This is a genomic window from Aeromonas sp. A04 (assembly GCF_047780465.1).
Classification (GTDB): Bacteria; Pseudomonadota; Gammaproteobacteria; order Enterobacterales; family Aeromonadaceae; genus Aeromonas; species Aeromonas bestiarum.
Window position 1 is genome coordinate 101,874 of sequence record NZ_JBLNHP010000009.1, and the last position, 21,295, is coordinate 123,168.

Annotated in this window: 15 protein-coding genes and 1 pseudogene; 9 read left to right on the plus strand and 7 right to left on the minus strand. The window is 63.4% G+C overall.

The window, feature by feature from the left end:
- Window positions 1–52 precede the first annotated feature (52 nt).
- Together glnE and ACM3N8_RS19910 are read left to right on the plus strand one after the other, a co-directional pair.
- Window positions 53–2,935, plus strand: a complete 2,883-nt coding sequence (gene glnE, locus ACM3N8_RS19905) for a bifunctional [glutamate--ammonia ligase]-adenylyl-L-tyrosine phosphorylase/[glutamate--ammonia-ligase] adenylyltransferase (RefSeq protein WP_290019292.1) — start codon at window positions 53–55, stop codon at window positions 2,933–2,935.
- Between the two features lie 273 nt (window positions 2,936–3,208).
- Window positions 3,209–4,303: a type I restriction endonuclease gene (locus ACM3N8_RS19910; RefSeq protein ID WP_098980718.1), complete on the plus strand. Its 1,095-nt coding sequence runs from the start codon at window positions 3,209–3,211 to the stop codon at window positions 4,301–4,303.
- Window positions 4,304–4,359: 56 nt separating this feature from the next.
- Here ACM3N8_RS19910 and ACM3N8_RS19915 read toward each other — a convergent pair whose 3' ends face one another.
- The 4 genes from ACM3N8_RS19915 to ACM3N8_RS19930 all read right to left on the minus strand — a co-directional run bounded on the left by ACM3N8_RS19915 (window position 4,360) and on the right by ACM3N8_RS19930 (window position 10,355).
- On the minus strand, window positions 4,360–5,094 hold the full coding sequence (locus tag ACM3N8_RS19915) for an SDR family oxidoreductase (RefSeq protein ID WP_241280561.1): 735 nt from the start codon (window positions 5,092–5,094) through the stop codon (window positions 4,360–4,362).
- Window positions 5,095–5,126: 32 nt separating this feature from the next.
- Window positions 5,127–5,666 (minus strand): GNAT family N-acetyltransferase, encoded by a 540-nt coding sequence (locus ACM3N8_RS19920; protein ID WP_241280562.1) that lies wholly within the window; start codon window positions 5,664–5,666, stop codon window positions 5,127–5,129.
- A 200-nt stretch (window positions 5,667–5,866) separates the two neighbouring features.
- A complete protein-coding gene (locus ACM3N8_RS19925; RefSeq protein ID WP_416016519.1) occupies window positions 5,867–8,017 on the minus strand; it encodes an AsmA family protein in 2,151 nt (716 codons plus the stop codon).
- 190 nt (window positions 8,018–8,207) lie between these two features.
- Window positions 8,208–10,355, minus strand: coding sequence for a prolyl oligopeptidase family serine peptidase (locus ACM3N8_RS19930; RefSeq protein WP_416016520.1), 2,148 nt, complete (start codon window positions 10,353–10,355; stop codon window positions 8,208–8,210).
- Between the two features lie 239 nt (window positions 10,356–10,594).
- Here ACM3N8_RS19930 and ACM3N8_RS19935 point away from each other — a divergent pair.
- The 5 genes and pseudogenes from ACM3N8_RS19935 to ACM3N8_RS19955 all read left to right on the plus strand — a co-directional run bounded on the left by ACM3N8_RS19935 (window position 10,595) and on the right by ACM3N8_RS19955 (window position 14,813).
- Window positions 10,595–11,805 (plus strand): annotated as a pseudogene (locus ACM3N8_RS19935) (threonine synthase).
- Window positions 11,802–12,467, plus strand: coding sequence for an amino acid ABC transporter permease (locus tag ACM3N8_RS19940; protein ID WP_290019288.1), 666 nt, complete (start codon window positions 11,802–11,804; stop codon window positions 12,465–12,467). The pseudogene ACM3N8_RS19935 and the gene ACM3N8_RS19940 overlap by 4 nt, the downstream one beginning before the upstream one ends.
- 92 nt (window positions 12,468–12,559) lie before the next feature.
- Complete coding sequence (locus tag ACM3N8_RS19945; RefSeq protein WP_290019287.1) at window positions 12,560–13,222, plus strand: amino acid ABC transporter permease; 663 nt, start codon at window positions 12,560–12,562, stop codon at window positions 13,220–13,222.
- Entirely contained in the window at window positions 13,219–13,980 is a 762-nt protein-coding gene (locus tag ACM3N8_RS19950) for an amino acid ABC transporter ATP-binding protein (protein ID WP_290019286.1), read from the plus strand. Before ACM3N8_RS19945 ends, ACM3N8_RS19950 begins: the two co-directional genes overlap by 4 nt.
- Window positions 13,977–14,813: a transporter substrate-binding domain-containing protein gene (locus ACM3N8_RS19955; RefSeq protein WP_416016521.1), complete on the plus strand. Its 837-nt coding sequence runs from the start codon at window positions 13,977–13,979 to the stop codon at window positions 14,811–14,813. Before ACM3N8_RS19950 ends, ACM3N8_RS19955 begins: the two co-directional genes overlap by 4 nt.
- A gap of 319 nt (window positions 14,814–15,132) precedes the next feature.
- Here the strand turns inward: ACM3N8_RS19955 and ACM3N8_RS19960 are convergent, their stop codons facing one another.
- Window positions 15,133–17,079, minus strand: coding sequence for a MacB family efflux pump subunit (locus ACM3N8_RS19960; protein WP_290022773.1), 1,947 nt, complete (start codon window positions 17,077–17,079; stop codon window positions 15,133–15,135).
- A gap of 2 nt (window positions 17,080–17,081) precedes the next feature.
- Window positions 17,082–18,242: an efflux RND transporter periplasmic adaptor subunit gene (locus tag ACM3N8_RS19965; RefSeq protein WP_416016522.1), complete on the minus strand. Its 1,161-nt coding sequence runs from the start codon at window positions 18,240–18,242 to the stop codon at window positions 17,082–17,084.
- 162 nt (window positions 18,243–18,404) lie between these two features.
- Between ACM3N8_RS19965 and ACM3N8_RS19970 the strand changes: the two genes are divergently transcribed.
- Together ACM3N8_RS19970 and ACM3N8_RS19975 are read left to right on the plus strand one after the other, a co-directional pair.
- A complete protein-coding gene (locus tag ACM3N8_RS19970) occupies window positions 18,405–19,085 on the plus strand; it encodes a response regulator transcription factor (protein WP_416016523.1) in 681 nt (226 codons plus the stop codon).
- The gene (locus ACM3N8_RS19975) at window positions 19,082–20,365 is read left to right on the plus strand and encodes an ATP-binding protein (protein ID WP_241280570.1); all 1,284 of its coding nucleotides are present in this window, start codon (window positions 19,082–19,084) and stop codon (window positions 20,363–20,365) included. The genes ACM3N8_RS19970 and ACM3N8_RS19975 overlap by 4 nt, the downstream gene beginning before the upstream one ends.
- 54 nt (window positions 20,366–20,419) lie before the next feature.
- Here the strand turns inward: ACM3N8_RS19975 and ACM3N8_RS19980 are convergent, their stop codons facing one another.
- The gene (locus ACM3N8_RS19980; protein WP_241280571.1) at window positions 20,420–20,920 is read right to left on the minus strand and encodes an NUDIX hydrolase; all 501 of its coding nucleotides are present in this window, start codon (window positions 20,918–20,920) and stop codon (window positions 20,420–20,422) included.
- Window positions 20,921–21,295: the final 375 nt, after the last annotated feature.

Here is a 21,295-nt window from a genome sequence, read left to right on the forward strand (position 1 = left end):
TGCCAGCATTTTCATTCACCCTGCAGATCCGTTAACCACAAGGACGGCAACCGTGGCCCAGCATTCAGCTTCTCTCTCCCTCCCCTCCTCTCTTGTGCCCTTGCTGCAGGATCAGGCCCAACGCCAGTGGCAGCGGCTGGTCGAGCTGGCGCCCGACTATGATGCCCTGCCCGATGCGATTCGCCAGACCCTGCTGACCCTGCTCGGCCTCTCCGACTTCGTCTCCGACTCGCTCATCAAGCAGCCCGAGCTGCTGGCGCAGATCCTCGCCTCCGGGGATCTCGAGCGCGCCGAGCGCTGGCCCGCCTATCAAAGCGATCTGACCGCATTGCTTGCCGAGGTGAGTGATGAAGAGGCACTCAAGCGCACCCTGCGCCAGTTCAGACGCAGTCGCATGCTGGTGATCGCCTGGCGCGAGCTGCTGGGCCACGCCGCGGTGGAGGAGAGCTTTATCCACCTCACCAAGCTGGCGGATGCCCTCATCTGCTCCGCCCGCGACTGGCTCTACGAGAAGCAGTGCGGCGAGCTGGGCACCCCCATGGACGGGGATGGCAACCCGCAGCCGCTGCTCATCCTCGGCATGGGCAAGCTCGGCGGCGGCGAGCTCAACTTTTCCTCGGATATCGATCTCATCTTCACCTTCCCCGAGAACGGCTACACGGTCGGCGGACGGCGCGAGCTGGCCAACCAGCCCTTCTTCATCAAGCTGGGGCAGCGGCTGATCAACGCCCTCCACCAGCCCACCCAGGATGGTCAGGTGTTCCGGGTCGACATGCGGCTGCGCCCCTTCGGCGACGCGGGCCCGCTCGCCATCTCCTTTGCCGCCATGGAGGATTACTACCAGCACCACGGCCGCAACTGGGAGCGCTACGCCATGGTCAAGGCACGGGTACTGGGACCCCAGTGCGAGCACGCCGTTGCACTCGCCGAGATGCTGCGCCCCTTCGTGTTTCGCCGCTACATCGACTTCGGCGTCATCGACGGCCTGCGCCAGATGAAGGCGATGATAGCCGCCGAGGTGCGCCGCAAGGGGCTGGAGGGCAACATCAAGCTGGGGGCTGGCGGCATTCGCGAGGTGGAGTTTATCGCCCAGGCGCTGCAACTCATTCGCGGCGGCCGCGAACCCGCCCTGCGGGTGCGCCACCTGCCGGAGGCGCTGGCCGCCATCGCCCTGTGCGGCGCCCTTGAGGCAGAGCATTGCGACCGCTTGCTGGTGGCGTACCGCTTCCTGCGCCGGGTCGAGAATATTCTGCAGGAGATAGGCGATCAGCAGACCCAGACCCTGCCCACCGAAGAGCGGGATCGCCAGCGGTTGATCGCCTCCCTCGGTTTTGCCGACTGGGGCGCCTTTATGGCTCATCTGGATGAGGAGATGGCCGCCGTTCATCAGGAGTTTGCCGCCGTGGTGGGCGAAGAGAAGGAGGCCCCCGCCCATCTGGAGCAGCTCTGGCTCGATCTCTGGCGCACCGAGCTCGATGCCGCCGAGCTGGAGAAATTGCTCATAGCGCAGGGCGTCCAGGATCCGGTTCCGCTCTGCGGTGCCCTGCTGCGTTTCAAGGAGGAGTACAAACGCCGTCAGGTGGGCCCGCAGGGGCGCATCGCCCTGGACTGGCTGATGCCGGAGCTGCTGCGACTGGTGGTCGCCAGCGAGCAACCCGCCCGCCTGTTCGAGCGGGTGTGCGAGCTGCTGACCCGCATCTTCACCCGCAGCGCCTATCTGCAGCTGCTGGCGGAAAACCCCGCCGCCCTGCGCCAACTGGTGCGGCTGTGCGACGCCAGCCATCTGGTGAGCGAGCAGCTGGCCCGCTACCCGATTTTGCTGGACGAGCTGCTCGATCCCCAGCACCTCTACCACCCCACTCCGCTCGATCAGTACAAGCCCCAGCTGCGCCAGTTTCTGCTGCGCATCCCCGAGGAGGACGTGGAGCAGCAGATGGAGGCGCTGCGCCAGTTCAAGCAGGTGCAGCTCTTGCGTATCGTGGCGGCCGACATCGCCGGCGCCCTGCCGCTGATGAAGGTAAGCGACCACCTCACCTGGCTGGCGGAGGCGATCACCGAGGAGGTGGTCAATCAGGCCTGGGCCCAGATGAGCGAACGCTACGGGGTGCCGCCCGAAGTGGCGGTGAGCGGCCAGCGCGGCTTCGCCGTTGTGGCCTACGGCAAGCTCGGCGGCATAGAACTGGGCTACGGCTCGGATCTGGATCTCGTCTTCCTGCACGGCGGCGATCCCAACAGCTACACAGACGGGCGCAAACCCATCGACAGCCGCCAGTTCTACCTGCGCCTCGCCCAGCGGATCCTGCACCTGTTCAGCACCCGCACCCCATCCGGGATCCTCTATGAGATCGACATGCGGCTGCGCCCCTCCGGCGATTCCGGCCTGCTGGTCTCATCGCTGTCGGCCTATGAGCAGTATCAGCAGCACGAGGCCTGGACCTGGGAGCATCAGGCGCTGGTGCGGGCCCGCCCCATCTACGGGGATGAGGCGGTCATCGCCGAGTTTGCCCGCATCCGCCGTGCCGTGCTGGCCAAGGAGCGCGACCTGCCGACCCTGGCCCGCGAGGTGCGCGAGATGCGCCACAAGATGCGGGATCACCTGCTCAAGGCCGGTACTGGCGAGTTCGATCTCAAGCAGTCCCCCGGCGGCATGGTGGATATCGAATTCATCGCCCAGTATCTGGTGCTGGCCCATGCCAGCGGCGAGCCCGAGCCCCTCACCCGCTGGTCCGATAATGTGCGCATCTTCGATGAGTGCGTCATGGTGGGGGTGCTCACCCTGGAGCAGGCGGAGGGGCTGAAGCAGGCCTATCTGGAGATCCGCAACCGGGGCCATCGTCTCAACCTCTCGGAGATCTCCCGCAAGGTGGGCGACGACCAGTTGCAGCCCGAGCGCGGCCATGTGCTGGCAGTCTGGCAACTGCTGTTGGGGGAGTAAAGCAAGGCTCGGCTGGAGCAATGAAAAGGGGCGCTGCGGCGCCCCTTTTCATTATGAATGTCAGCCCCTGGCCCAGCTTTCTTTCATGTAAAACTCAATAGCGGTGAGCTGGATCCTGTTTCAGGCATGCCAACCTTGGCATCGTATGGCACTTTGCTGAATATAAGCAGAGACAACCTGTGTCTATGTCATCACCCTGTTTCTGCCCCGATATGACGGGGATGAATATCGACTCAACAGTGCCAGCCCCAGTCTCCATGCAGAGAGGAAAAAATGGATTTTTCAGAACAGCTACAGAGCCTCGCCAAAAAGATTGCTCAACAGTCATCGATGATCACCACTGAAGAAGCAACCAAGAACGCGTTTGTCATGCCATTTCTCAACCGTGTTCTCGGTTATGATGTGTTTGATCCCACGGAGGTGATTCCGGAATTCACCGCAGATACGGGGATCAAAAAAGGAGAGAAAGTTGACTACGCCATTCTCAAAGATGGACAGGTACAAATCCTGGTTGAGTGCAAAAAATACAGTGAAAAGCTGTCAGCCAAGCACTCGGGTCAACTCTTTCGCTATTTTTCAGTCACCAATGCTCGGATCGGCATTCTGACCAATGGTGCACAATATGAGTTCTATACAGATCTTGATGCGCCAAACAAAATGGATGAAAAACCATTTTTAACGCTGGATCTGGAAGATATCGATGAACACATAGTGCCTGAGGTATTGAAGCTGACCAAGACCTCCTTCGATGTTGAATCTGTGGTCGATGCAGCAGGAGAGCTAAAATACCTCAGCCAGATCAAGAAACTGCTAGCCGAGCAGTTTGGCTCGCCAGAAGAGGATTTTGTTAAGTTCTTTGCATCCCGGATCTATGACGGCGTACTTACCGCAAGGGTAAAACAGTCCTTTACCGATATCACCAAGAAGGCTCTCAGCCAATTCCTCAATGACAGCATCAATGCCAGATTGAAATCTGCGATTGGTAGCAGTGTCAGCGCCTCGGCCATTCCACCTGCATTTGATAGTGCCACATCAAGCGATAACAATGAGCCTGAGACAAATAATGAAGAAAAATCGAAGATAGATACCAGCATTGAGGAAGTAGAAGGCTTCAACGTCGTCAAAGCTATCCTGAGACAACAATTTGATGTAACCAGGATCGCGGCAAGAGACACCCAGAGTTATTTTGGCATCCTGCTCGACGATAATAACCGCAAGCCGCTTTGCCGATTACATTTCAATTCGAAGCAGAAATATCTTGGATTATTTGATGCCGATAAAAAAGAAACCCGGCATCCTATCGGCTCAATCGATGAAATATTCACCTTCGCCGACCAGTTACTGACAGCCACTGCCGTCTACGAATAATCTTGGTTTGGGGGCGGATTAATTCAGCCCCCTTCAACCAAGTCTGCACCAGATGCCTATCGCCCTCCGGCAAGGTCGATAAAGGTGCCGGTGGCGTAGGAGGCTTCATCCGACAGCAGCCAGGCGATGGCGGCGGCCACCTCGGCCGGCTGACCGCCCCGCTGCAGCGGGATCTGGCTTTTCACCCTCTCCACCCGCTCGGGTTCACCGCCGTCGGCATGCATCTCAGTGTAGATAAAACCCGGACGCACCCCGTTGACCCGGATCCCCTGCGCCGCCACCTCCAGCGACAAGCCTCTGGTCAGCACGTCTATGGCCCCCTTGGAGGCGGCATAGTCCACGTATTCACCCGCCGCGCCGAGGCGAGCGGCGGCCGAGGAGACGTTGACGATAGCGCCGCCACGGGTCATGCGCCGCACCGCCTCCCGGCAGCAGAGAAAATAGCCGGTCACATTGGTGGTCAGGGTCTTGTTGATGCGCTCGGCGCTCATCTCCAGCACCTTCATCTGGGGCTGCAAGATGCCGGCGTTGTTGACCAGATGGGTGATCACCCCGAGCCGCGCGTCCATTTCCCCGAACAGGCGCACCACCTCGGCCTCGACGCTGATATCCGCCTGCACCGCTATGCAGTCGACCGGATGTTGCGCCCGGATCTCGGCCACCAGCGCCTCGGCAGCCTGCCGATCACGCCGATAGTTGATGCAGAGGTGATAACCCTGCCCCGCCAGATGGCGGGCTGTGGCGGCTCCAATCCCCCGGCTGCCACCCGTGATCAGCACATTCCTGTTCATTGAACCTCCTTGTTCTTCACCCTGGCTGCCGGTCAGGCAGTCAAGCCATGATCCATCACCCGCGTCACCAGCATCCGGTTGAACTGCTGGTACTCAGCGGGGTTGATGGGATTTGGGTAGCTCAGCACCCGCAGCCCGTGCCCCTGATAGTCGGGATGATAGGGCGGATGCACATGGTCATGGTCGTTGAGGCAAAAGCCCAGCGACTGGTAGAAGCGCAGCCGCCGGATGGCAATCTCATCCTCTGGCGGGTCTATCTCCAGGATGACGGTGCGCCCCGCCGTCTCGCAGAAGGCGGCAAGCAGGCGGGAGCCATGGTTCTGGCCGCGCAGGGCCGGATTGATGGCCAGATGCTCGATATAAATCTGCTCGTCGCAGGCCCACCAGAAGATGAAGCCAAGCAGCACGTCGCCTTGATAAAAGAGCTGACAGTGAAAGTGAGGATCCGCCATCTTGACCTGCTGATGCTGCGGCTGGCGTTGCTCGTAGCGCGGGAAGCTGCTGCCATAGATCTGCCAGACCAGAGGCCAGTCCGGATGGGATATCTCTCTCACGACTTCACTTCGACTCATTCATCTACTCCTTGGTAAACCAACAGTGATATCACCTTTGAGCCAAGGCTACATCCCTATTTTTAACCAGAAGCAACCATGGAACTCTTGCTGCCAGCCCCATCCGACAGTGAGCAGCCAAGCCCAGACACATGGACGAGTGGCAGCAAAGAGCCCGCTCGGGGCGGGCTCTGAATGACAATGAAAGGGGGGGGGGATAACTACTTGAACAAGCCCTTGAGCAGCTGATCCGCCACCCCCTTGACGCCTTCGCTGTCGGCCTTGTCCCCCAGCAATTTTTTCAGGCCGCGCTCGGCCTCCTTGCGGGCCTTCTCCTCCAGCAGCTTGTTGTTGCCGAGCAAGGCCTTCACGTCGAGCCGGTAGCTGGGAGCCTGCCAGTGACCGCCGATGCGCACCGGTATGGTGATCTCTTTGAGCTCATCCACATCCTTGCCGCCCTGGCCCTTGCTGCTCTCGACGATGGAGGTGAGGAACAGGAAATCCAGGGTTTCCGGCACCAGGGCTGTCTGGCCCTCGCCTTTCACCCGCAGGGCCGGGGCAAACAGCTGGATGTCGTTGGTGCGGGCCACGCCGTTGGCAATCTGGAAGCTGGCAGTGAGGGCGCTGAAGTCGGTCTTGCGGGCCTCCTTGACCTGCTCGGCCCCCTTGCCGGTCAGGGTGGCCCGCGCCTCGCGGATCATCTCCGCCAGGTTGATGCCGTGCAGGGCACCATCGCTCAGCTTGAGGCTCACCTTGCCCTGCATCTGGCTGCGCAGCGCCTGCTCGGAGAGGCCACTACCTTGTACCTGTACCTCGAGATCCCCCTTGCCCTCCAGCAGATCGCTCTGGGCCAGGGTCTGCAGCAACGGGCGCACATTCACCCCCTGCACCCGCTTGTGTACCTGGTAGCGGGCAGGTTGCTGACGGGCATCGAGCACGCCGTTCGCCGTCACCTGACCGCCGGCCACGCCGGCGCTGAACTGCTTGAGGCTGAGCTGGCCACCCGCCAGCGCCAGCTGCAGATCGACGGTGCTCAAGTCCAGTCCCTTCAGCCGCAGGCTGCCCAGTTGCAGCCGACCGGCCAGATCAAACGCCTTGAGGGCGCTCAGATCCGGCTCCACCGCCGAGAGTGCCTGGGCCACCTTGGGGGCGGCCCCCTTGTCCGTCGCCTTAGCGGGAGCCGAAGGCGCTGGCGCTGCGGCCTGGGTCGCTGCCGGTTTGCCGAGCCAGGCGTCGAGATCCAGCTTGTCGCCCTTGAGATCGAAGTCGACCCTGGGCACGGCGCCGAGCCGCACCACCCCCTCCCCGCTCAGCAGTGTCTTGTCGGCATCCAGCACCAGCTTGCTCAGGGTGATGGTCTGCTTGTCGAGCTCGGCGCGGGCAAAGCCGGCCAGCTTGAGATCCAGTTGCGGGCGCGGCAAAGCCGAGCCTTGCAGCTTGGCGGCCAGCACCGCATCCGACACTTCCAGCAGTTGCTGCCCCTGATCGAGCCGCGCCTTGAGGGTCCCCTCCAGGGAGCCGGCCAGAGTCGGCTGATCCGCCGCTCCCTGAGCGCCCTGCAGACTGAGCGTGAGGCTGCTCCACTGCCCCAGTGCCAGCCGGTCGGCCTTGAGGGAGAAGGCATCGAGCCGCTGCGTCGGCGCACTCAGGCTGCCGCTCAGGCTGAGATCCTTGAGTTCGCTGGCTGTCTCCTCTCGGGCCAGCTTGAGCTGAGTCTGTCCCTTGATATCGAAGGCAAGATCCCCGCGCGCGCCCCTGGCGGCCAGGGTCACAGGCACCCACTGATCCACCACCAGCTGACCCAGGTTGAGGTCGAGCTGTTCGAGGCGGGAGACTGTGCCGTCGCGATCGTCCTGCAGCAGGGCGCTGGCCTGATCCAGCACTACACCCTGCAAGCTGATCTGCCAGGTCTGGCCATTACCCGCAGGGGGCTGGCTCTGGCCACCTGGCGCAGGCTCGCTGCCCTTGGCAGCCTCGGACGCCTTGATGAGATCGCTCAGGTTGGAGCTGCCATCGGCCTTGGTCTGGATGAAAAGGTGTGCCCCGTTCAGCGTCACCTCGCCAATCTCCAGCCGGTGGGAGAGCAGCGGCAGCAGGGCCACCGAGGCCTGGCCCAGCTCGAAGCGCACCAGATCCGGCTCGGCAAAACCGGCCGGGTTGCGCAGCGCCACCTTCTCGAGGGAGAGGCCCAGGCTTGGCCAGAAACGCCAGCCGATATCCCCTTGCATCACCAGCTCGCGGCCCGTGCTCTTGCGCACCTGCTCCACCAGCTGGGGCTTGAACTGATTGGGGTCGATCAGGCTCACCAGAGCGACTATGGATACCAGGGCGGCCAACGCAAGCCCCAGCAGTATGTAGATGATCTTCTTCACGATGGACTCCTTGAATGCTGATCCTGTGACTGACTATACCACCGGGGGCGCGGCGGATGGCCCCCGCCGCCCGAAACCGGATCGCGGCGAGACAGGGATGGTCGCAGCCGGGGCTGACAACAAAAAGGGCCCCGCAGGGCCCTGATCTCAGGGGCTGACCGGCAACTGCCGGTAACCCATATCGCCTGGGTCATGGTTGGCGCGGCAGTTGCCGGTAACCCATCTCGAACAAGGTGAAGGCATAGATGTCCGCACTCTGCTCGATCAGCTTGGCCACCGGCGTGCCCGCCCCGTGCCCGGCATTGGTCTCGATGCGGATGAGCTGGGGATGGGGGCCTGCGTCGTCAGCCTGCAGGGTGGCGGCAAACTTGAAGGAGTGAGCCGGCACCACACGGTCGTCGTGATCCGCCGTGGTCACCAGGGTCGAGGGGTAGCTGACCCCGGCCCGGACGCTGTGCAGCGGCGAGTAGCCCTTCAGATAGTCGAACATGGCCTCGCTGTCGGCGCTGGTGCCGTAGTCATAGGCCCAGCCCGCCCCGGCGGTGAAGGTGTGGTAGCGCAGCATGTCGAGCACCCCCACAGCCGGCAGGGCGACCCGCATCAGATCCGGCCGCTGGGTCATGACGGCCCCCACCAGCAGACCGCCGTTGGAGCCGCCTCTGATGGCCAGCCGGTCGGTGCGGGTGTAACCCTCGGCCTTGAGGTACTCGGCCGCGGCGATGAAGTCGTCGAACACGTTCTGCTTGTTCATCCTGGTGCCCGCTAGGTGCCAGGCCTGGCCGTACTCGCCACCGCCACGCAGGTTGGCCACCGCATAGACGCCCCCCAGATCCAGCCAGTTGGCAACCGAGACGCTGAAACTCGGGGTCAGGCTCACATCGAAGCCGCCATAGCCGTAGAGGATGGTCGGGTTGCTGCCATCGAGTTTCAGCCCCTTGCGGTAGCTGACGATGAGCGGCACCCGGGTGCCGTCCTTGCTCCGGTAGAAGCGCTGCTCTGAGACATAATCCTCCGGTTTGAACGGGGCAGCCGAGGCGCGATAGAGGCTGATGGCCCCGCTGTTGGGCTCGAACTTGTAGAGGGTGGGCGGCTGGGCATAGTTCTCGAAGCCGAAGTAGAGCGCGGGATCATCCTGCTTGCCGTTGAAGCCGCTCACGCTACCGAGCCCCGGCAGCGCCACCTCGCGCACCCGCTTGCCGTCATGGTCGAACTGCTCGACCCGGGCGGTGGCATCCACCATGTACTCGGCGAACAGATAGCCGCTGCCGCTGTGCACCGTCAGCACCTGCTGACGCTCCGGGATGAGATCGCGCCACTGTTCGGGGCCAGGATTGTCCGCCTCCACAGTCACCAGCCGGCGGTTGGGGGCGTCCCGGTTGGTCAGCAGGTAAAGCCTGCTGCCCTTGTTGTCCACCAGACTCACGTCTGCAGCCAGATCCCCCTGCACCGTCAGCAGCGGGGCCCCCTCCCGGGTCAGGTCCTTCACATAGAGGCGGTTGCCGGAGGTGGAGTCCGCCGCCGAGATGAGCAGGTAGCGATCATCCTCGGTCACGGTCGCCCCCACGTAGCGGTGTTGCTGGGCCGGGATGGCGCCGAACACCAGGCGGTCCTCCTCCTGCGCCGTGCCGAGCCGGTGGAAGTAGAGCTTGTGCTGATCTGTCCTGGCCGACAGCTCGCTGCCGTCCGGCTTGTCGTAGCTCGAGTAGAAGAAGCCCTCGTTGCCAAGCCAGCTGATGCCGCTGAACTTCACGTCCCTGAGGGGTGTCTCCAGCGGCTGTTTGCTCTCCACGTCCATCAGGTGGATCTCGCGCCAGTCGCTGCCGGCCAGCGACAATGAGTAAGCAAGCGTCTTGCCGTCCCGGGAGAAGCTCAGCTGATCCAGCGCCGTGGTGCCATCGGGGCTGAGCAGGTTGGGATCGAGGAACACCTCGGCCGGCTTGCCCGCCAGCTGGCGCCACAGCACATTCTGGTTCTGCAGGCCGTCGTTCTTGAAGAAGTAGTGGTAGCGCCCCTCGCGAAACGGCGTCCCCTCCTTGGCGTAGTTCCAGGAGGCGGCCAGCTTGCCCCTGATGGCATCGCGAAACGGGATCTGCGCCAGGTAATCCTGGGTCACCCGGTTCTGGGCCCTGACCCAGGCCTCGGTCTCCGGGCTGCGATCATCCTCCAGCCAGCGGTAGGGATCGGCCACGGCCTGGCCGAAGTAGTGATCCACCTGCTCGCTCTGGCGAGTAACTGGGTAGTGAAGGCGCGCTTTCCCTGACATGGCATCCTCTTTGGTTGACTGGCCGCTGCAGGCACTCAGCAGTGACAGGGCCAGCAGGCTGACAATGGCTCGCATCGATGCGGCTCCCTGCGGTGTCGGTGAAACAGGCAGGGTAGCAAAGAGTGCCGGATGGCCCAACCCCCCACAAGCTTGGCTGGCGGATGCCACTTCCCTCTGAGCCGACACTGGCATGGCTGAACGGAGTCATATGAATTTTTTCGCTTAAGTTTGCCACTTTATTTTGTTTGTTATCCGGCACTTGGGTCACAGGATGGAATAAGCAACTGACTCAGACGACTCATTCAGGATAAAGCATGCCGTACAGCTACCTATCACATCTGCGTTGCAGCAAGACAGGCGAGATCCATGATGCCGACCAGCCCCAGCAACTGAGCCGGGCAGGGGCGCCTTTGCTGGCAAGCTACGATCTCGAGGCCCTGAAGCAGGCCTGGCGCCCGACCGACCTGTTGGGCCGCCCCGCCAGCCTGTGGCGCTATCACGAGCTGCTGCCGGTACGCGATCCCGCTCACGTCGTCACCCTGGGGGAAGGGTTCACCCCGCTCTTGCCCTGCCCACCCTGGGCAAGCAGATCGGTATACCGGATCTCTGGATGAAGGATGAGAGCATCATACCCACAGGATCCTTCAAGGCCCGCGGCGCCGCGGTCGGCATCTCCCGTGCCCGCGAACTCGGCGTCACCCATTTCGCCATGCCCACCAACGGCAATGCCGGAGCAGCCTGGGCGCTCTACGGTGCCCGCGCCGGCCTGCGCAGCACCATAGTCATGCCACAGGCGGCCCCCGCCATCACCCGACTGGAAACCTCATTGGCCGGTGCCCGCCTCTATCTGGTGGATGGCCTCATCAGCGACGCCGGTCGCCAGGTCGCCCAGGCGGTGGCGGAGCAGTCCCTGTTCGATGCCTCCACCCTGAAGGAGCCCTATCGCATCGAGGGCAAGAAGACCATGGGGCTGGAGATAGCCGAGCAGTTCGGCTGGACGCTGCCGGACGTGATCCTCTACCCAACCGGTGGCGGCGTCGGCCTCATCGGCATCTTCAAGGCGCTGCTGGAGTTGCAGGAACTGGGCTGGATCAAGGGCGACCTGCCCCGGCTGGTGGCGGTACAGGCGAGCGGCTGCGCCCCCATAGTGCAGGCCTGGCAGCAGGGGGAGCGCGAGTCGCGCTTCTGGCCCGACTCCCAGACCCTGGCCTTCGGCATCAATGTGCCCAAGGCGCTGGGGGATTTTCTGGTGCTGGACGCCCTCTATCGCACCGAGGGTTGCGCCATCGCCGTGGATGAGCGGGCAATTACCGCCGAGATCCGCCAGCTCGCCTCTCAGGAGGGCAGCTTCGTCTGCCCGGAGGGGGCGGCCGCCTTCGCCGCCGCCCGTCAGCTGCGCGAAGCGGGCTGGATCCGGGAGGGCGAGCGGGTGGTGGTGCTCAACACGGGGGCCGGCATCAAGTACCCGGACGCCATCACAGTGCTGCCCCAGCGGCTGCGCCGTGACGGGAGGATACCGGCATGAGCTTCGACTGGTCCTTTGTCCTCACCACACTGCCGGCGTTTGGCAAGTCGATCTGGGTCACGCTGCAGCTCGGCGCCATAGTGATCCTCACCTCGCTCGCTGTGGCTTTGCTCAACGTGACCCTGCTGAGCCTGCACAGGCCCTGGCTGAACAGGGTGATCCGCGCCTATGTGGAGCTGGCCCGCAACACGCCGCTCTTGATCCAGCTGTTCTTTCTCTACTTCGGGCTGCCGGCCCTGGGGCTGTCGCTGTCAGGTTTTGCCACTGCGGTGATCGCCATGACCTTCCTCGGCGGTGGCTATCTGACAGAGGCGCTGCGGGCCGGGGTGCAGGCGGTGCCCCACAGCCAGCTGGAGGCGGGCCGGGCCATAGGTCTCTCCCGCTGGCAGTTGCTGCGCCACGTGCAGCTGCCCCAAGCCTGGCTCGCCAGCCTGCCAGCGCTGTTTGCCAACTTCATCTTTCTGCTCAAGGAGACGACCGTGGCTTCGGCAGTGGCGGTACCCGAGCTGCTCTACACCACCAAGAATTACATCGCCCTCTACTACAAGACCTACGAGATGCTGGCGGTACTGACATTGATGTGCGTGCTGATCTTTCTGCCGCTCTCCCTCGCCCTGCGAGTCGTTGAAAGGAGGCTGCAACATGGTCAGTTCGGTCACTGAATCGCTGATGCAGGCAAGGATCCCGATGTGGGCACTTATCTTCCTGCTGCCACCGTCTCTCGTCACCAAGACGCAGGAAAGGAGGGATCAATATGGTCAGTTCGATCTCTGAGCAGCTGACGCAGGCGCTGCCACTGCTGGCGGTGGGCGCAGGCCAGACCCTCGCCATCTCGCTGCTGGCCATCCTGTTTGCCACCCTCGGCGGTGTCGCTTACGGCGTGTTGGCACAACAGGGCGGTCGGTTGGTGCGGGGGCTGCTGCGGCTTTATCTCGAGCTGTTTCGGGTGGTGCCGGTGCTGGTGTGGCTCTATCTCTTTTTCTTCGGGTTGCCGATCTTTTTCGGCCTCGATATTCCGGCCTTCTGGTGCGCCGTGCTGGTGCTCGCCCTCTGGGGCGCCAGCGAGGTGGGGGAGGTGGTGCGCGGCGGCCTGGGATCCCTGGCTCGTGGTCAACAGGAGGCCGGGCTGGCACTCGGGCTCTCGACCTGGCAGCTCTATCGCCATGTGTTGCTGCCACAGGCGTTGCAGCGGCTGACGCCGCCGACCATCAACATCTACACCCGCATCATCAAGACCAGTTCGCTGGCGGTGCTGATCGGGGTGGTGGAGGTGATCAAGGTGGGCCAGCAGATAATCGAGCGCACCTATGGCTCGCTGCTTATTTACGGTCTGCTGTTTCTGTTCTTTTTTCTGGTCTGCTATCCGCTCTCGCTCGCCTCGCGTCGGCTGGAGCAACAATGGGGTAATGCGGTATGACACCTCTGCTTGAACTCGGTTCTGTCAGTAAACAGTTCGGCCCGAATCTGGTGCTGGATCGGATCAGCCTCAGCGTGCGCGCCGGGGAGGTGATCGTCATTCTGGGGCCGAGCGGCTGCGGCAAGAGCACCTTGCTGCGCACTCTCAACGGGCTCGAGCCCATTCAGGAGGGCGAGATCCGCTTCGATGGCGTACTGCTGGATGGTGCCACCGACTGGCAACGAGTGCGCCAGCGGATCGGCATGGTGTTTCAGAGCTATCACCTCTTCCCCAACCTGACGGTGCTGGAGAACGTGCTGCTCGGCCCCCTGCAAGTGCAGAAGCGGGAGCGGGCAGAGGCGCTGCTGCAAGCCGAGCAGTTGCTGACCCGCATCGGCCTGTGGGAGCGGCGTCACGACTATCCGCGCCAGCTCTCCGGCGGCCAGCAGCAGCGCATCGCCATAGTGCGGGCCCTGTGCATGAACCCCCAGGTGATGCTGTTTGACGAGGTGACCGCCGCCCTGGATCCCGAAATGGTGCAGGAGGTGCTGGAGGTGATCCGCGATCTCGCCGGCAGCGGCATGACCCTGCTCATCGTCACCCACGAGCTGGCCTTCGCCCGGGCGGTGGCGGATCGCATCGTATTCATGGATGGCGGCCACATTCTGGAGCAGGCCGCGCCCCATCAATTTTTCGACAATCCCGGGAGCCAGCGTGCGCGCCAGTTCCTCGCCAAGTTTTCTTATACAAATGTCATCAAACGAAAGGAGTCAGCATGAAAAAAATCACCTCGGTTCTATTTAGTGCCTTTCTGGGACTGGGTCTCGCCAGCGGCGCTGCCCATGCGGCGGATGGTTCTCTCGACAAGATCAAGGCGCGTGACAAGCTCATCGTCGGCGTCTTCACCGACAAGCCCCCCTTCGGCTACGTTGATGAGAAGGGGAACTACGTAGGCTTTGACACGGATCTCGGTCGCCGCTTCGCCAAGGACCTGCTGGGGGACGAGAACAAGATCGAGTTCGTGGCAGTGGAGCCCGCCAGCCGCATCCCCTTCCTGCAGAGCGACAAGGTGGATCTGATCCTCGCCAATATGACGGTGACTCCGGAGCGGCGTGAGGTGGTGGATTTCACCAACCCGAACCTGCGAGTGGCGGTACAGGTGCTGGTGCCGGAAGGGAGCGCGGCCAAGAAACTGGATGATCTGGCCAGCAAGACCCTGATCGTCACCACGGGCACCACGGCCGACATCTGGCTGACCCGCAATCATCCGGAGTGGAAGGTGCTCAAGTTCGAGAAGAATACCGAATCCTTGCAAGCGCTGGCGCAGGGACGCGGCGATGCCTACGCCCAGGACAATCTGGTGCTGTTCAGCTGGGCCAAGGAGAATCCGGGCTACCGGGTCCTGCCCGAGAAGCTGGGTTCGGAAGACCCAATAGCACCGGCGGTGAAGAAGGGCAATATCGAGCTGCGTGACTGGGTCAACGACCGTCTTGCCAAGCTGGGTGAGGAGAAGTACTTGCTCAAGCTCTATGACCAGTATGTGCGCGATCGCTTAAGCGCCGATACCGATCCCAATGATGTGATCGTCGAAGGAGGAAAATGGCAGGGTTAATGGACAAGCCCTGTTTTGAAGAGTGTGTGAAGTAAGTAAAGAGTGAGGTCTTGGTTCCGTTGATATGCAAACCGCAAGGTTTGATTTTTCCGGGCGTCCCCCTCGGGTGGCGCCTTTTTTTCGCATGCGAAAAAGAACCGGGCCACGGGGCCCGGTTGAAAACCCGCGCAGAGCAGGCTGTGTCACGTCGATGACACTGTTCAGGCTGCCGGACTGGCACAGGGTGCCGTCTGGCCAATCCGCCCCGGGTGCCGAAGAGGGATGAACTCCCGCCCCCGCAGGCGAATGGGGTGGCGCGCCAAGGCGCCTAAGAGTGTGCTTACTCCCGCTCCAGCGCATGTATGGGATCCATCCGCGCCGCCCGCCGCGCCGGGAAGAAGCCGAACAACACGCCAATCAGGCTGGAGCAGAAGAAGGCCGCCAGCACGGCGCCCGGGGAGTAGCTCATGGCAAACTGGCTGCTGAAGTGCGCGAACAAGACGCCAACCAGCAGGGCGAGCAGCACCCCGGCCACCCCGCCCAGCAGACAGACCAGCACTGCCTCGATCAGAAACTGCTGCATGATGTCGCCGGCCCTGGCCCCCACCGCCATCCGCACGCCGATCTCGCGGGTACGCTCGGTCACCGACACCAGCATGATGTTCATCACCCCTATGCCGCCCACCACCAGGGAGATGAGCGCTATCATGGCGATCAGCAGGGTCAGGGTGGCATTGGTGCTGGTGATGGTCTGGCGGATGCTGTCGGTATTGAGCACGAAGAAATCCTGAGTGCCGTGGCGCTGGCGCAGCAGCCGGGTGAGGCCGTCCTCGGCGGCGGCCAGCGCCACCTCATCCCGCACCCGCACGCTGATGCTGCGCAGATGGCTCTGGCCCAGCATCCGCTTCATGGCCGTGGTGTGGGGGATCCAGACGTTGAGGTTCTCATCGCTGCCAAACCCGCTCTGATTGCGGGCCACCACACCTATCACCCGGCACGGCAGTGTGCCCAGCAGGATCACCTGCCCGAGCGGCGATTCCCCCGCCGCAAACAGCCGATCCCGGCTGCTCGCGTCTATCACCACCTCCTGCGCCAGGCTGGCCACGCTGGCGGCATCGAACAACATGCCCTGCAGCAGCCGATAGCCACGCACCTGGAAGAACTGCTCCCCCACCCCGTTTACCGTGCCTGAGACCGCCTGACTGCCCCGGCGCAGGGTAACGCTGGTGGTCAGGCTGGGGGTCACGCTGTGCACATAGTCAAGCCTGGTCAGGGCGTCGGCATCCTCGGCTCGCAGGGTCTGGATCGCCTCGGCCCGCCGATCACCGAAGCCGCTGCCGGGGAAGATCTCCAGGGTGCTGGTGCCCATTGCGCTGATGTTGGCCAGCACCTGTTGCTGGGAGCCGCGCCCCAGCGCCACCACGGAAACCACGGAGGCGATGCCGATTATGATGCCGAGCATGGTGAGGAAGGTGCGCATCCGCTGGGCCCGCATGGCCAGCAGCGCCATCCTGAAGGCCGAGGTGAACCTGTCCAGCCAACCGCGCCAGGCCGTCCGGCCAGTTTGCACCGTCTCCCGCACAGGCAGGGGTGTCGCCTGTCTCTGGCGGCGATCGGCCACCACGGCCCCATCTTTGAGCTCTATGATGCGTTCGGCCTGCTCGGCGATCCCCATGTCATGGGTCACTATCACCAGGGTATGACCCTGGCCATGCAGGGCGCGCAGTATGCCGAGCACCTCGGCCCCGCTCTGGCTGTCGAGGGCGCCGGTCGGCTCGTCCGCCAGTATCACCTGACCGCCATTGATGAGCGCGCGGGCTATGCTGACCCGCTGCTGCTGACCGCCGGAGAGCTGACTCGGCATGTAGTCGAGACGGGCACCCAGCCCGAGCCGCTGCAGCAGGGCCTCGGCCCTGGCCTTTCGCGCATCGCCGGCCAGTCCGGCATAAATGGCCGGCAGCGCCACGTTGTCGCGGGCACTGAGATCCCCCAGCAGGTGGTAGCGCTGGAAGATAAAGCCGAAATGCTCGCGGCGCAGGGCCGCCAGTGCATCCGCCGTCAGCCGGCCTGTCTCCTGTCCGGCGACCCGGTAGTGACCGCAGCTCGGCTGATCGAGGCAGCCCAGAATATTGAGCAGGGTCGACTTGCCGGAGCCTGAGGCGCCGACGATGGCCACCATCTCCCCCCGCGTTATGGTCAGATCGATCCCCTTGAGTACCTCGACGCGCCGATCCCCGTCGCCAAAATAGCGGTGGATCCCGCTCAGTTGCAGCAGTGGCTCCATCATGCTCACATCCCCATGGGCGGGCCCATGCGCCCGCTCTGCTGACTCTGGGCCGTCGACTGGCTCACCACCACGGATTCCCCGGCCTCGAGGCCGCTCAGGATCTGGGCATCCACCTTGTTGTTGAGGCCCACCTTCACCTGCCGCCATTGGGGCTGGCCCGCACCATCCACCACCTGCACCCTGTCACCGCTCAGGGCGATGGCCGGGATCACCAGAGCGTCGTGCTCGGTCGCCAGCACTATGTGCACCTGAGCCGTCATGCCGATGCGCAGGGCCCCTTCGGGGTTCTCCACCTCAAACAGGCCGTTGTAGTAGACGGCCGTGCTGGTCGAGCTGCTGCTGGTCGTGTCGTCATTGATGGAGTCGGGGGCGGGCTCGATGGCGCGCAACCTGGCCTGGTAACGGCGCTCCGGCGCCCCCAGCACGGTGAAGTAGATGGGCAGGCCGGCGCTGACCCGGATCACGTCCGCCTCCGAGATCTGCGCCTCCACCGTCATGGTGTCGAGCCGCGCCACCTTGACCATGGTCGGGGTGCTCTGCACCGCATTCACCGTCTGTCCCTGCTCCACCGGGATGGCCACTATGGTGCCCGCCATGGGGGAGACGATGCGGGTATAACCCAGATTGACCCGGGCCGTGTCCACCGCGATGCGGGCCTGCACGGATTGCGCCGTCAGCGCCCGGATGTCGGCACGGGTGGCGGTCAGGGTCGCCTCGGCGCTGTCGTAGTCGGCCTGGCTGCCGAGCCCCCGTGCCAGCACCTTGCGCTGACGCTCGAACACCAGCTGGTTGTTGCGCAGGGTCGCCCGGCGCGAGGCCAGCTGGGCCTGCACGTTGTCGAGGGCGGCTTCGGCATCCTTGAGGGCGTTCTGCTGGGTGAGATCGTCGATCTCGACCAGCAGATCGCCCTGCTTCACCTGCTCCCCGAGCGCCACATGCAACGCCTTGATCTGCCCCGACACCTGAGCCCCCACGCTCACCAGCTGCTGAGCCTGCAGGGTACCGTCAGCCAGCACGCTCTGCTCCAGATCGCGCCGCTCGGCCGGGGTTGTGATGTAGGACGCTGCCGGCGCCGCATCGGACGGCGCAAACAGCCAGCCGGCCGCGAGCAGCAAGAGGGCTGGCGGCAGCAGGTGAACAACGAGGAGACGGGCAGGGACCATCACGGATATCCTTGGGTGTAACAAAGGGATGAAACAAGCCAGTGCAATCTACTCCAATGTCCGGTTAAGCCTCTTGCAGGGCAGTGTAAGGATTGCGTAAAAGCAGCTGTCAGCGGGCAGCGGACACGGGAAAATGGCGTCGACCCGAGATGGAGAAGAGTGATGAAGATCCTGCTGGTGGACGATGATCTGGAGCTTGGCACCATGCTGAGCGAATACCTGGGCGGCGAAGGCTTTGCCACCACCCATGTGCTGACCGGCAGGAGCGGCGTGCAGCACGCCCTCTCCGGCAACTATGCCGCCGTGGTGCTTGACATCATGCTGCCCGACCTCAATGGCAGCGAGGTGCTGCGCCAGATCCGCCACGCCAGCCAGATCCCCGTCATCATGCTCACCGCCAAGGGGGACAACATAGATAGGGTGATCGGGCTGGAGATGGGGGCCGATGACTATGTGCCCAAGCCCTGCTACCCGAGGGAGCTGGTGGCCAGGCTGAGGGCCGTGCTGCGCCGGGTCGAGCCCGCGCCCGCCAAAACCGGCAGGGACAACAGCCTGCGCCTCGCCGGCCTGACGCTCTCCCCTGCCACCCGCCAGTGCCACTGGCAAGCGTCGCCGCTGGAGCTGACCGCCACCGAGTTCAATCTGCTGGAACTGCTGCTGCGCTCACCGGAGCGGGTGGTCAGCAAGGATGAGCTCTCCCTGCTCGGGCTTGGCCGCCCGCGCGAGCCCTATGATCGCAGCGTCGACGTGCACATCTGCAATATCCGCCAGAAACTGCAGGCGCTGGCGGGCGAAGCCATCGGCATAGAGACGGTGCGCAGCATAGGATACCGGCTGGCATGATCCTCAAGGGGCGCCTGTTCTGGAAGATACTGTTCGGCTTCTGGTTCACCATCATAATGATGAGCCAGCTGCTGTGGGTGGCCTTCAGCCTCTATCGCCACGAGGGGCCACCGGAACAGCGGATGGCGAGGCAGCTGGCCGAACGCCAGCTGGACTCGGCCGCCGCTCTGCTGCAACGCCAGGGACCGACTGCGGTTGCGGCCCTGCAGGCCAGCTGGCCCGTAGTTGAGCAAGGATTGCTGCGCCTTGAACCGGTCGTAACGGAGCAATCCACAACGCAGACCGGCCGTATCCTGCTGGGAGCCGATGGCCAGCACTACCGGCTCGACTACGACACAGCCGGCCTGCAACGGCAGCTGGCACCGCCACAACCCCGCAGCGACTGGCTCAACATGCCGCTCCCCATGTGGTGGATCGGCGGACTCGGCGGCCTCTTCTTCAGCGCCCTGCTCGCCTGGCACCTGACCCGCCCCATGAACCGGTTCAGGCAGGGGTTCGAGCGCCTCGCCCAGGGGGATCTGGGGGTTCGCCTCTACCCTCTGATGCGGCGACGCCACGACGAGATCAGCGACGCGGCCCACGACTTCGATGCCATGGCCGAACGGCTGCAACTGCTGGTGGAGAGCCGCGAGCAGTTGCTGCACGACGTCTCCCACGAGTTGCGTTCCCCCCTAGCCCGGCTGCAACTGGCCATAGGTCTGGCCCAGCAGGATCCAGCCAGGATCGAGGGATCCCTGGCGCGGATCCAGCTCGAGACCCAGCGCATGGACAAGATGATCGGCGAGCTGCTCACCCTCACCCGCGCCAGCCATGGCGAGCGGGACGGCGAGGAGTATTACGATCTGCAGGCGCTGGTCGAGGCTGTGGTGAGCGACACCCGCTACGAGGCGCAGCACCTGGGAGTCGAGATAAGGGAGCAGGCGGATGAGGAGGTCGAGTACACCATCTGCGGACAGGCGGAGCTGATCCGCCGCGCCCTCGACAACGTGCTGCGCAACGCCCTGCGCTTCTCCCAGACGGGACAGATCATCACCCTGACCCTGCAGCGGCAGGGAGCAGAGTTTGCCATCGAGGTGGCGGATCAGGGCATGGGTGTGGATGAGAGCAAGCTCTCCAGCATCTTCGATCCCTTCGTCAGAATCGGTTCCCCCGCGGCGGGCAAGGGTTATGGGCTGGGTCTTGCCATCACCCGCAAGGCCATTCAGGCCCAGGGTGGGCGGGTCGAGGCCAGAAATGGCGAGGAGGGCGGCCTGGTCGTCACCCTACATCTGCCGGGCTAGCCCCTTATTCCAGCTCAGCCATCTGGTCGCCACGCTCGAAAGCTGTGAGGCAACTCATCCCCGCAATCTTTGCAGCTGGCCGATGGCTGCGCCCGTGGAACGGAAGGCAAACTCGGTGGGCGAAATCCCAGCAAGCTTGCGCCACTCGCAGGCGGCCACATCGTCGGCTGCAACGACGACAGGTTTGTGTGCCAGCTCCAGCAGGAAGACGGTATCGCAGGTGTGATAGACCACGTCGTCATAGGGATAGACGTTGGCAAAGGAGCCGAGATAGCGAGGCGTCTCCCCCGTCAGATCCAGCCCCAGCTCCTCTTTCAGCTCCCTGACCAGCGCCTCTTCCAGCGACTCACCGGGGTCGACAAAGCCGCCGGGCAGATCCAGCAAGCCCTTGCCAGGGTCTCTCCCTCGCACCGCAACCAGCACTTCATCCTGCCAGCACAAGGCCACCATCACGGCCGACGCCACATTCTGGAAAAAATGAAAACCACAGCCACAGGCAAACTCTTTCTCGCTGCGCTTTTGCAGCGATTTGACACCACAACGCGGGCAGAACATAGGGGCAAATCTCCCATTGGAAACCAGAGGGCATTGTATGCCGATGGCCTCGCCAAATGGAAAGGCTTGATGGGCCAAGTGCATAGCGCCCCTGGGCGATGAAACAAGAAGAAATGCAAAACGAGAAGAAGCCCAGTCTTTCGACTGGGCTTCTTGTTGGTGGCGGAGCGGACGGGGAGACGGACAGAGTCCGGCTCAAGCACAAGGGACAACAGACCGGGACCGAGTTGCCAGTGGCAAGTCGCAGCCCTACCTAGTATCCCTCACTTCCTTATTTCCGTTCGCAAATGCCAAAAAGCAAAAAGGCCTTCCCGATGGGGAAGGCCTTTCAATTTACTGGCGGAGCGGACGGGACTCGAACCCGCGACCCCCGGC